This is a genomic window from Arthrobacter sp. NPDC080031, from assembly GCF_040702485.1.
In the GTDB taxonomy this organism is placed as follows: domain Bacteria; phylum Actinomycetota; class Actinomycetes; order Actinomycetales; family Micrococcaceae; genus Arthrobacter.
The window spans coordinates 88,522-100,341 of the sequence record NZ_JBFBLA010000015.1 but is presented as its reverse complement, the minus strand read 5'-3'; the positions used below and the strand labels follow the sequence as shown (position 1 = coordinate 100,341).

General features: G+C 63.7%; 11 protein-coding genes. 4 read left to right on the top strand and 7 right to left on the bottom strand.

Going from position 1 to position 11,820, the window contains the following annotated elements:
- Positions 1-155: 155 nt before the first annotated feature.
- From AB0323_RS14220 to AB0323_RS14200, 5 genes are all read right to left on the bottom strand, one after another.
- Complete coding sequence (locus AB0323_RS14220) at positions 156-839, bottom strand: nucleotide exchange factor GrpE (protein WP_364539035.1); 684 nt, start codon at positions 837-839, stop codon at positions 156-158.
- 2 nt (positions 840-841) lie between these two features.
- Positions 842-2,707, bottom strand: a complete 1,866-nt coding sequence (dnaK, locus tag AB0323_RS14215; RefSeq protein ID WP_366177890.1) for a molecular chaperone DnaK — start codon at positions 2,705-2,707, stop codon at positions 842-844.
- A 334-nt stretch (positions 2,708-3,041) separates the two neighbouring features.
- The gene (locus tag AB0323_RS14210; RefSeq protein ID WP_366177889.1) at positions 3,042-3,896 is read right to left on the bottom strand and encodes a DUF817 domain-containing protein; all 855 of its coding nucleotides are present in this window, start codon (positions 3,894-3,896) and stop codon (positions 3,042-3,044) included.
- Between the two features lie 7 nt (positions 3,897-3,903).
- Positions 3,904-4,740 carry an oxygenase MpaB family protein gene (locus tag AB0323_RS14205; RefSeq protein ID WP_366177888.1) on the bottom strand — a complete coding sequence of 279 codons (837 nt, stop codon included), beginning with the start codon at positions 4,738-4,740 and terminating at the stop codon, positions 3,904-3,906.
- A 22-nt stretch (positions 4,741-4,762) separates the two neighbouring features.
- Complete coding sequence (locus tag AB0323_RS14200) at positions 4,763-5,488, bottom strand: WHG domain-containing protein (protein WP_366177887.1); 726 nt, start codon at positions 5,486-5,488, stop codon at positions 4,763-4,765.
- A 157-nt stretch (positions 5,489-5,645) separates the two neighbouring features.
- Between AB0323_RS14200 and AB0323_RS14195 the strand changes: the two genes are divergently transcribed.
- From AB0323_RS14195 to AB0323_RS14185, 3 genes are all read left to right on the top strand, one after another.
- Positions 5,646-6,581 carry an NAD-dependent epimerase/dehydratase family protein gene (locus AB0323_RS14195; RefSeq protein ID WP_366177886.1) on the top strand — a complete coding sequence of 312 codons (936 nt, stop codon included), beginning with the start codon at positions 5,646-5,648 and terminating at the stop codon, positions 6,579-6,581.
- Positions 6,582-6,733: 152 nt separating this feature from the next.
- Positions 6,734-7,387: a hypothetical protein gene (locus AB0323_RS14190; RefSeq protein ID WP_366177885.1), complete on the top strand. Its 654-nt coding sequence runs from the start codon at positions 6,734-6,736 to the stop codon at positions 7,385-7,387.
- A 35-nt stretch (positions 7,388-7,422) separates the two neighbouring features.
- Positions 7,423-8,649: a pyridoxal phosphate-dependent aminotransferase gene (locus AB0323_RS14185; protein ID WP_364539021.1), complete on the top strand. Its 1,227-nt coding sequence runs from the start codon at positions 7,423-7,425 to the stop codon at positions 8,647-8,649.
- 202 nt (positions 8,650-8,851) lie between these two features.
- Here the strand turns inward: AB0323_RS14185 and AB0323_RS14180 are convergent, their stop codons facing one another.
- Both AB0323_RS14180 and AB0323_RS14175 read right to left on the bottom strand, forming a co-directional pair.
- The gene (locus tag AB0323_RS14180) at positions 8,852-10,333 is read right to left on the bottom strand and encodes a cytosine permease (RefSeq protein WP_366177884.1); all 1,482 of its coding nucleotides are present in this window, start codon (positions 10,331-10,333) and stop codon (positions 8,852-8,854) included.
- Between the two features lie 15 nt (positions 10,334-10,348).
- Positions 10,349-10,747 (bottom strand): nuclear transport factor 2 family protein, encoded by a 399-nt coding sequence (locus AB0323_RS14175; RefSeq protein ID WP_366177883.1) that lies wholly within the window; start codon positions 10,745-10,747, stop codon positions 10,349-10,351.
- A 188-nt stretch (positions 10,748-10,935) separates the two neighbouring features.
- On the opposite strand from AB0323_RS14175, the gene AB0323_RS14170 reads away from it, so the two are divergent.
- A complete protein-coding gene (locus tag AB0323_RS14170) occupies positions 10,936-11,751 on the top strand; it encodes a methyltransferase domain-containing protein (RefSeq protein WP_284983586.1) in 816 nt (271 codons plus the stop codon).
- Positions 11,752-11,820: the final 69 nt, after the last annotated feature.

Sequence of the window (11,820 nt, the reverse complement as noted above, 5' to 3'; positions counted from 1 at the left end):
TGTCATCTCACCTCAGGCGAGCTTACAGCGGGCGCGAAGCCGGATATGGGGCGGCGGTGTGGAGGGCACCGCGGAGCGGGCACCGCCCCATATCCGGCGAAGCGCCACGGTGAGCACACCCAGCGCGGCGAGCACACCCAGCGCGGCGAGCACAGCTAAGCCGGCACAGCCACAATCACCTGTGCCGCACGCAGCACGCGGTCGCCTGACCGGTAGCCGGAGCGCAGCACTTGGCTGACGGTGTCTACTTCGATGTCCTCGCCCGGCTGCTGGATGAGCGCTTCGTGGATCGTGGGGTCGAAGTCGACTCCCGTTTCCGCGATGCGCTCCAAGCCGTACGTCTTCAGCGCGTTCTCCAGCTTGGCGGCGATCGCGGCGAACGGGCCGTCCACGAGGTCGCCATGCTGGCGGGCGGCGTCGACGTCGTCCAGCACCGGCAGCAGGGAGTTCAGGACGCCGATGACGGCCATTTCCCCTGCGACGGCGCGGTCGCGTTCGACGCGCTTGCGGTAGTTGACGTACTCAGCCTGCAGGCGCAGGAGGTCGTTGCGGAGCTCCGCGGCCTCTGCTTCTGCAGCGGCACCGGGGGCTACCGACTCTTCAGCCGGAACCTCCATGCCGTTGAGGATTTCCTCAGCCTGGGACAGGGCGTCGCCCTCGGCGGCAGCGGCGTTGGAATCAGCTGCCGATCCTTGGGTGTGGCGTGCGGCCCCGGTCTTCGGGTCAACCTTGCGGTTGTCCCGGATGACCGGTTTCTGCTGACCGGCTCCTTCACGCTCGTCGGGCTTGCCCTCGTTGCTGGAAGGTGAGTGCTCTGCGTCGTTGCCGTGGTGAGGCATGTTTACTTCTTTTCGTCTTCGTCGATGATCTCGGCGTCGACGATGTCCTCGTCGGCACCCTTGGCACCGGCCTGAGCGCCCTCAGCACCGGCGGCGCTGCTTGCGCCATCCGGGGAACCTGCGTGCGAGTAGATCGCTTCGCCGAGCTTCGACTGCGAGTGCTGCAGCTTCTCGAAAGCGGTCTTCACTGCTGCGTCGTCGGTGCCTTCGAGGGCCTTCTTGAGGGCGTCGACGTCGGCCTTGACCTCGGTCTTGACCTCTTCAGGCAGCTTGTCGTCGTTTTCGGCGATGAGCTTGTCCACGGAGTAGGCGAGCTGCTCGGCAGTGTTGCGGGTGTCGGTAGCCTCGCGGCGTGCCTTGTCCTCGGCTGCGTGCTCCTCGGCTTCACGGACCATGCGGTCGATGTCTTCCTTGGACAGCGCGGTGCCGCCGGTGATGGTCATCGACTGCTCCTTGCCGGTGCCCTTGTCCTTGGCGGAGACGTGGACGATGCCGTTGGCGTCGATGTCGAAGGTGACCTCGACCTGGGGGACGCCGCGCGGTGCCGGAGCGATTCCGGTCAGTTCGAACGTGCCCAGCGGCTTGTTGTCGCGGGTGAATTCACGCTCGCCCTGGAAGACCTGGATGGCCACGGACGGCTGGTTGTCGTCAGCGGTGGTGAAGGTCTCGGAACGCTTGGTGGGGATGGCCGTGTTGCGCTCGATAAGGTGCGTCATGACGCCGCCCTTGGTTTCGATACCGAGGGACAGCGGGGTGACGTCGATCAGGAGAACGTCCTTGCGCTCACCCTTCAGCACACCGGCCTGGAGGGCTGCGCCAACGGCAACAACTTCGTCCGGGTTGACGCCCTTGTTGGGCTCCTTGCCGCCGGCGAGTTCCTTCACAAGCTCGTAGACGGCGGGCATACGGGTGGAACCGCCCACGAGCACGATGTGGTCGATTTGGGAGAGCTTAATACCGGTCTCGGTGATGACGTCGTGGAACGGCTTCTTGGTGCGCTCGAGCAGGTCCTTGGTGAGGTCCTGGAACTTGGCGCGGGTCAGCTGCTCGTCCAGGTGGACCGGGCCGTCGGGGGTGACGGAGAGGTACTGGAGGGAGACGTTGGTGCTGGTGGAGGAGGAGAGTTCCTTCTTGGCCTGCTCCGAAGCCTCACGCAGACGCTGCAGGGCGATCTTGTCCTTGGAAAGGTCGATGCCCTTGACCTTGAGCTGGTTCAGCAGGTAGTCAACAACCCGCTGGTCCCAGTCGTCGCCGCCGAGGCGGTTGTCGCCGGCGGTGGCGCGCACCTGGATGGTGGAGAAGCCGTCTTCGTCCTTACCGACTTCCAGCAGGGAGACGTCGAACGTTCCGCCGCCGAGGTCGAAGACCAGGATGAGTTCGTCTTCCTTGCCCTTGTCCAGGCCGTAGGCAAGTGCAGCGGCGGTGGGCTCGTTGACAATGCGAAGAACGTTCATGCCGGCGATTTCGCCGGCTTCCTTGGTGGCCTGGCGCTCGGCGTCGTTGAAGTAGGCCGGGACGGTGATGACAGCGTCGGTGACCTTTTCGCCGAGGTAGCTCTCGGCGTCGTTCTTGAGCTTCATGAGGATACGCGCCGAGATTTCCTGCGGCGTGTACTTCTTGTCGTCGATGGCGACGGACCAGTCGGTGCCCATGTGGCGCTTTACGGACGTGATGGTGCGGTCGATGTTGTTGACGGCCTGGCGCTTGGCGATTTCACCAACCAGGACTTCACCGGACTTGGAGAATGCAACGACCGACGGCGTGGTGCGGCCACCCTCGGCGTTGGCAATGACGGTGGGCTCGCCACCTTCGAGAACAGAGACGACGGAGTTAGTGGTTCCGAGGTCGATACCTACAGCGCGTGACATATGTTGCTTCCTTTCAATGGCCGACGATGGAGATTTCACCCGATTCCGATACCCGCGGAGGGCTTGGAGGGCGGGGAGCACTCAACCTTCGGCTAGTTGAGCGTTCTGCACTCAACTGTACTCAGCCCTCATTCAATGTCAATCCAAAGTTGAGTGGAGTACGCTCAACCCTGTTCCCTGTGGGCTCAAGAACCCCGGAAACTCAGGGATTATGGCCGATTTCGCCGTGGGAGAACGCAGAGGGCCGACGTCGAACTCGCGGGAACGGTGCCGGTTCGCGTGAGCGCTCCGGCGAGTCCGCAGCGTTCCGGCGATGTCGACGGCGGGTGTTCCGTCAGGCGGAGTCCGGCGGCATCGGCTTGTAGACCCATGCCACCAGCACCACGGAGATGATCATCAGGAGGAACCACGAGCCAAGCTTGTCCGGGGACACCAAATGCCAGCCATCCAGTTGGCTCGGATACAGCCAGGCGTGCGACCAGGTGGCGATGTTCTCTGCAATCCAGATGAAGAGCGCCACCAGCAGGAATGCCAGGACCAGCGGCATCCGGAGTCGACGTCGAAACACCCTGAAGTACATCACGCACCGGCCATAGATCACGACCACGGCGGCCAGCAGGACCCAGCGGGCGTCAACGACGTAGTGGTGCGAAAAGAAGTTCAGGTAGATGGCCGCAGCGAGGACCGCGGTGATCCAGCGTCGCGGATACCTGTCGAAACGCAGGTCGAAAACCCGGTAAACCCGCACCATGTACGAGCCAACCGCTGCGTACATGAAGCCACTGAAGAGCGGAACGGCGCCGACGCGGAGGACACCCTCGGCTTCGTAGGACCACGAGCCGACGTCGGTCTTGAACAACTCCATGACCGTTCCCACCATGTGGAAGAGCACGATAACCCTGAGTTCGCGCAAGGTTTCCAGCCTCGTGGCCACCATCAGGATTTGGATCACGACGGCGGCGATCGTCAGGAAATCGTTCCTCGCGAGGCCGGCGTTGGCCGGATACCAGAGGTGGGCAGCGAAAATGACGGCAAGGAGCGAAGCGCCGAAGATGCACGCCCATGCCTGCTTGAGGCCGAAGACGGTGAACTCAATGAGCCTGGATCGAAGCCCTTGGACCGGTGCACTCCCCAGGAAGCGGCTCGCGCTCCCGTCGATAAGTTCCTCTACCGCGGTGAGCTCACGCATCAGCGCCCTACTCGCCGGGACCGAACTCGCCAAGGCCGGGCCCGCCGGGCCCGCACTCGCCAGGGCCGGGCCCGCCGGGCCCGAGCCGGCCAAGATAGTAGTTCTTCGGCCAATGCCTGGCTTTTTCGGGCAGCCTTGGATAAGCCGCCGCCAAGAGCCGCATGGTGCCGTCGAAGCTGCGCCGATCCCGGGCGTTCCAAGGAAGTCCGAAACCCGCACGAATCTGCTCCGGCAGCAGGCCCGCAGTAAGCAGCCGGACCAACGGCATGCTCAACCGCATCAAGAACGGCCCACCCGCGGGGTACAGGAGTTCGCGAGCCACCCTCAATGCAGCTGCATCCGGTTCGAGGTTCCGCACGGATTCGTCCCAATAGCCGGCGAAGGCCTTGCGGTCGGCAGGCCAGAGCTCGGCGGGAAGCTGCAACGCTGTCCCGATCCGCGCATACTCACGGTAGACACGATCGGCCGTCTCGTCGTCGAGGGCTCCATGGACCTTTTCGTAAACGGTGACGGCGGTGTCGTAGAGGGTCGCCACCACCCAGAGCTGGGATTGGGCGTCAAAGGCGTTGTATCCCGTCGACCCCTCGTCCGCTGACCGGCGAACAGGGGCGTGCGCACGATTCACAGCCCGGCGCACCGCAGCCAATTGCTCGTCCGAGCCATAGATTACGGCGTAGACGTACGTCATGGTTGCACGCAGCCGGTCCAGTGGCCGCTCGGCGAAATTGCTGTGTTCGGCTACGCCGTGACCGACCGCGGGATTGGCGATCTGCATCAGGATGGCGCGTCCTGCTCCGGCGAGCAAAACGCCCTCCGCGCCGATGTCAGCAAGTCCGCGAGCCATCTAGACACTCTACCGTCGGCGCCTACAACCCGACGATCCCCAGCAGCACCTCAAGCTGGTGCTCAAACAACTCGTCGCGCGCGGCGAAGGTATCAGCCCCGTACTGGCCGAATACCTCGAAGCTGACGGCACCAAAAACCGACGTCCACACCAGCACGCCCCTGGCCAGCCCAGGCTCCGGAACGGACACGCCCAGTTCGGCCCGGATGGCCGCCAGGTCTGCGGCAAGAGCGGGAGGAACGACGACGGCGGGCGCACCTTCGGCGGCCAAGGCACCTGCGCGGTAGGCGGCGTCGAAGATCCCCACCATCCGGTAGATCACCCGCGTTCCGGGTTCGGTGGTGCGCTCGGCGGGCGCCTGGTATCCGGGCACCGGGCTGCCGAACAGGAGGGCGTACCGTGCCGGCTCGCGCAGGGCCCACTGACGAACGGCCCGCCCAAGCGCCAGGAACCTGCCGCGGTAGTCGTCCCCGGGGAGGGCGTCGACGGCGGCATCCACTTCGTCACCCAGCTCGCCGTAAGCGTCAATCAGCAGGAGGGTCAGCAGTTCGTCCCGGTTCTCAACGTAGCGGTACACAGCGGAGGACACCACGCCAAGATCGCGCGCAACAGCCCTCAGGGACAAGCCCGCCGCGCCATGCACGGCAAGGTGCCGGCGGCCCAGCCGGATGATGTCCGCCACCGTCTGGGCCCGGGCCCGCTCGCGGGGCGTCGAGTATTTGGCCGCTGCGGCGGGAGGGAGGCTCATGCATCCAGCATGCCACAAAGGAGAGCACTGGCAACAAATGTGAGCAGTGCTCTTGACAAGGGATTCGAAAGAGCCCATCCTGAATTCAGAGAGCACTGCTCTCGAATGAGGCTTACAACCCGAGAATTTGATCCCCAGCTAGAAAGCGAGCAACACCATGTACGTCGTCACAGGAGCAGGCCCCGTCGGATGGACCATTGCCGAGCAACTCGCGGAACGTGGAGAACAGGTGCGCGTCCTGACCCGCTCCGGGAGCGGCCCGGACCACCCTCTGGTCGAGAAGCTCCGCGTGGATGTCTCCGACCCGGCCAAGCTGGCGGAAGCTTTCGACGGTGCTGCAGCCGTCTTCCACTGCATCCACGGTTCCGCCTACCGCGCCAAAGCCTGGGCGGCCGAGCTTCCCGGAGCAGAGCGGGTGGTGATGGACGCCGCGGCGGCGGCGGGCGCCGTCGTCGTCTTCCCTGAGAGCCTGTACTCCTACAGCGAGCCGGACAAGACCATGACTGAAAGCAGCCCGCGCGAAGCTGCCGGTGGCAAGCGCGGGATCCGCTCCGCCTTGCTGAAGGCCCGGCAAGCCCACCCGGCGAACACCGTCAGCGTGGTGGCGGGCGATTTCTTCGGGCCACGGGCCCGCATGGCGCACGCAGGCGAGCGCATGGTCCCCCTGATCCTCAAAGGCAAGACGGTCCAGGTTCTCGGAAGCGCCGGGCAGCCGCACTCCTTCACCTACGTCCCGGATCTCGCCGCAGCCATGATCGCCGCGGCCCAAAAGCCCGAACTCTGGAACTCAGTGCTGCACGCACCCACAGGACCGGCAATGACCATGCGGGAAATCGCTGGAGACTTCGCCGGCTCGGCCGGCGTTCCCGAACCGAAGCTGAGTGTGGTTCCAGGCTGGCTGCTCCGGACCCTTGGCCTGTTTTCCACCGACATGCGGGAGCTGGCCGAAATGTTGTACCAGTTCGAACGGCCATTCGTCATGGACTCCACCGCGAGCCAGGCCAAGCTCGGGCAGGAACCGACGCCGCTTGCGGACGCGATGGCGGCAACAGTGGCCTGGTGGCGGGATCAGCAAACCGTGGCTGCCCGCTGAGCCCTATTCGACGCAACGATATAACGCCAAACAGGCAACCATCGAATGGAGTTACGCCTGAATCCGAGTGACTCGTGGACCAATGCGGGAGTAACGTAGAGCACAACGGCTAGCTGGACCACTTTGTGGACTGGAGTGTCACCGTGGGTGTTGTGCGATCATCCCTGACCGAGCTCCTCGGGATACTTTCCGACGCCGTCTCGCCCGTGCGCGTGCGCTTCGATGATGGTTCCGAACCACCCACCGGTCAATCCGTCGATGCCCCTGTCACGGTCCATGCCGTTGCCATGAACAGGGTGGGCCGTTCCCGGCGGGAGGGGCCGCTGCTGGACCTTGAGCTAAAGGTGGCCGTTGAATGCCATGGTCCCACACAGCTGGACAACATGGAAAAGCTCTTGGTTGCCATCGAGCAGAACACCGAATATTCCGTGGTCTCCAGCGGCGAATTCCAGCCGGACGAGTACGACGCCGGCATCCGCCAAGGCCTCGGTTTCCTGGTCCGCGTCCCCATCGGCATAAGCCTCGACGAGCCTTCTGAACCTCCCGTCGCTGAACCCCTTCTTGCCGCCGCCGCGGTGGCCCGCCTCATCCACGGCAGGTTGGTCGACGTCCATAACAAGGGCATCCCTGAGGCGTATATCCGCCCGCATTCGTCCGGAACCGCCGTCGTGAGCGATCCCACCGGCCATTTCGAAGTCCTGGCCTCGGCGGACGATCTCCAGCATTTTGTCGTGGCAGTCCGCGGCACTGAACGTGAAGTCGCGGCCAATACGAGCAGCCTGCCGGTCATCATCCGCTGGGAATGAGGGATAACTGGCCCCAGGACGTGAAATGATCAACCATGCGTCCGATGCAGCACTCCAGCAAACTACAGAACGTCCGTTATGAACTCCGTGGGCCCATCCTCCAAGCGGCCAAGACCATGGAGGCCGAAGGGCACCGCATCCTCAAGATGAATCTTGGTGACACCGCGCCGTTCGGACTGGAAGCTCCGGAGTCCGTGGTGGTGGACATGATCCACCACCTCCGCGGCGCCCAAGGCTACAGCGATTCCAAGGGCATCTTCACTGCGCGGACAGCGATCTCGCAGTACTACCAGACAAAGAACCTGATGAATATCGGCGTCGAGGATATCTTCATCGGCAACGGCGTCAGTGAACTGATTTCCATGACGCTGCAGGCCTTCCTGGAAAACGGCGACGAGGTCCTCATCCCCGCGCCGGACTATCCGCTGTGGACGGCCGCAGTGACCCTCACGGGCGGCAACCCGGTGCACTATCTCTGCGACGAGAGCCAGAACTGGTGGCCGGACATGTCCGACGTCCAAGCCAAAATCACCAAGCGCACCAAGGCCATCGTCATCATCAACCCGAACAACCCCACGGGCGCGGTATATCCCCGCCACATCCTGGAGCAGTTCGCGGCACTGGCCCGCAAGCATGATCTTGTCCTCTTCTCGGACGAAATCTACGAGAAGATCCGCTACGAGGACGCCCAGCACATCCACATGGCCTCCGTGGCAGACGACATATGCGTCCTGACCTTCAGCGGCCTCTCCAAGGCTTACCGCATGCCCGGTTACCGTGCAGGCTGGGTTGCCCTGACCGGCCCGCACGCGGCAACCGCTGAATACCGTGAAGCATTGGAGCTGTTGGCCTCCCTGCGTTTGTGCTCCAACGTTCCGGCGCAGCACGCCATCCAGACCTGCCTGGGCGGCTACCAGAGCATCGAGGAACTCATCAGGCCAGGAGGCCGGCTCCGCGAACAACGGGACCTGGCCTTGAAGCTCCTGACCGCGATCCCCGGAGTGAGCTGCGTTCCCGCGGCCGGGGCAATGTACTTGTTCCCGCGGCTGGACCTTGATGTCTATCCGATTGAGAGCGACGAGAAATTTGTCCTCGATCTCCTGCAGGACCAGAAAATCCTTGTCTCTCACGGCTCGGCCTTCAACTGGCCCGCCCCGGACCATTTCCGCTTCGTCATCCTGCCGTCCGTCCGCGAGATCGAGGAGGCGGTGCGAAGGATCGCCACGTTCCTGGCGGCCTATCGGAACCGGCCCCAGGAGTAGGCCCTCCCCCCAACGCTCGCTCACCTATCGCCGGGTTTCCCCCAACGCTCGCTCACCTATCGCCGGGTTTCCCCCAACGCTCGCTCACCAATCGCCGGGTTTCCCCCAACGCTCGCTCACCAATCGCCGGGTTTCCCCCAACGCTCGCTCACCAATCGCCGGGTTTCCCCCAATGCTCGCTCAGAAGCATGCCCAGGGGTCACTAATGCACAGGGGTCGTCGCTTCTTCTTCGCGGCCGAGTTTTTGATCGCTGCTTAGCTGTGCCGCCTCTTCGGCAGCCACGTTGAGTGAGCGGCTGAGCAGGATGTAGGCGATGGAAGTGACAAGCAGCCCGACGAGCCAGGCGATGTCGACGCCGCCCAAGGCCTGGGCAACGGGTCCCGTGTAGCTCCAGGAACCGATCTGGGGCAGCACCATGAAGGGAACCTCAGCGACGAGCCCGATGGCGAACGAGAGCAAGCCCCGCGATCCCCAGGCACCGTAGATGCCCTTGGCAGTGAACAGGTCCGTGATGGCGTAATGGCCTTTGCGGACCAGGAAGTAGTCGACCAGGTTCGTCGCCGTCCAGGGAACCAGAAGGTACAGCATGAGGGTCAGGGAGGAGAACACCGTGGTGACAGCCCCCGAAGTGATGGTGCTGGCAACGAGGTACCACACCGCCGTCAGGACGAGGATGGTGATGACCCGGGCGTTGCGGGTCGGTTTGATCGGCCGGATGGAATCGACCGTGGTCAATACGGTAAGCATCCCGCCGTAGGCGTTCATTCCCATAGTGGCGGCCAGGGCCATGGCCGAAAGCAACGCCGTAGCATCACCGAGGTGCACGAAAACAGTGTTTCCTGCCAGCTGGAGTCCGGCAAGGCCATCGGTGGCGCCAAGCCGGATCGCGAGCCACGCCCCAAGGACTATCAGCCAGATCGCAGACGACGATGCACCGAAGAACACAGCAGCGATGACGGACCGGCTTTTGGTTTTGGACGGCAGGTATCGCGAATAGTCGGAGACGTAGGGGGCATACGTGATGTTGTATGCCGCTGCCGCCGCGAACTGCGCCATGAACGCGCCCCAGTTGAAGCCGTACTGCGTGGTGCTTTCGGCTCCGCCGGCGTTTCCGGTGATGACTCCGATGGTCAGAATCAGCATCAGCGGCAGGGAAACGTAGAGCAGCACGCGGAATGCCTTGTGCAGCCAGTCATGGCCGAAGATCGCAAGGGCCGCGGCGCCCGCCGCAGCGACAACGGCAATGAGTGCCGGATTCCAGCCGAAAGCACTGCCAAGGCCGTCACCGAGGAGCACGGTATCAACGACATTGAAGGCCACATAGGTGAAAAGGGTGGCGATCAACGGAACGACCACGCCCCGGTACCCGAATTGGGCCCGCGACTGGATCATCTGCGGTAGGCCCATGGTTGGACCCTGAGAGGCGTGGAAGGCCATGAAAATGGTTCCCACTCCAATGCCCAGAACGCTGGCCACCACCGTCCACCCGAGGGACAGGCCCATCGATGGGCCGATGAAACCGATCGGGATGGAGAAGTACTGGAAGTTGCCCAGGAACCAAAGCGGCGCTTGGTGCCACAGGCGGCCGTGCCGTTCGTTATCGGGAACCCAGTCGATTGAGCGGACCTCGATCAGTGGTGCGCCGGGCCGCGCCCTGGGCTGGTCGGATGCTTCTGTCGTCATTGCTGGACTCCGTGATCAGAAAGTGTTGAGTGATAGGTGCTCGTGCACGGCCTTGATGCCGCCGGAGCCGGTCCGGGTAAACACGATGGTTTCCCGCTCCTCAGTGACTGCCCGCTGTCCCCGCTCCTCCGTAGTGGTAGCCACGCTGTGGGAAAAAACCGCAGTTGTGCCGTAGATCTGGATGAATGGATCGCTGCTGCGGCAGCCGATCACCTTCCAGCCTTCGGACACCCTGGTGCGCCACTGCTCCTCGTAGTCGTCCCGGCTGTTGAGCCGTTCGGAGGTCCCGTGGAACAAGAAGGTCGCCTGCGGATCGAATGAGCCGAAATATGCGTCCTCGTCCATGGCCGAATAGGCCGCAACGATCCGTTCCGCTGCCGACGTGACTTCTTCCGGCGTTAGCTGCAGGCTCATCTATTCTCCATTTCTGGCTTGGAACGCCCTGCTGGCCGGCGTAGGTCGCCGCCGAACGGGGGTGTGCTCGGGGTGATATGGATCACTTTTTCATCATGCAACAGCTGATGCCTTTTAGGCAACATATTTCGTGAAGAGTCATTGGGCAGTTCCGCCCGCTTTCCGCTCCATCGGGGTAGCGTTTCCCTATGAACGAGCAGAAGCCTGAAGACGTCTACACACACGGCCACCACGAGTCCGTCGTACGCGCCCACGCCTCCCGCACAGCCGAGAACTCTGCCGCGTTTGTCATCCCGCATCTCACCGCCGGGACGTCAGTGCTCGACGTCGGATGCGGACCTGGGAGCATCACCTGCGACTTCGCGGAGCTGGTGGCTCCCGCGAAGGTGGTCGGGCTCGACCGTTCCGCCGACATCGTGGCCCAGGCTGCCTCGCTCGCGGCCGAACGTGGTGTGGAAAACGTGGAATTCGTGACCGGTAATATCTACGATCTGGACTTCGAGGACGAGACCTTCGACCTCGTCCACGCCCACCAAGTCCTGCAGCACCTGACCGACCCCGTGGCCGCGCTGCGCGAAATGCGGCGCGTGGCCAAACCCGGCGCCATCGTGGCAGTGCGCGACGCCGACTTCCACGGTATGAGCTGGTACCCGGAGGTCCGGGAGCTCGACGACTGGATGGAGCTCTACCAGAAGATCGCCCGGCGGAACGGAGCAGAGCCCGACGCCGGGCGGCGGCTCGTGTCGTGGGCGCAGCAGGCGGGCTTCACCGACGTCGCACCCTCGAGCAGCAACTGGCTGTACGCCACCGCGCAGCAGCGCCGCTGGCAGTCGCGGGTGTGGAGCGAACGCGTCCTGCACTCCGCCTTTGCCGAGCAGGCGCTGGAATATGGCCTGGCCAACGAGGCTGACCTGGCCCGGATCGCCGCCGGTTGGCACCGTTGGGGCTCCACGGATGATGGCTTCTTCCTGATCCCGAACGGGGAAGTCATCGCGCGAGCGTAGCGGCCGCGGGCAGCCCGCCAAATATTTTCTGGGATTTTCCATCAACCATGTCGAAAACCGTCCCGTAGT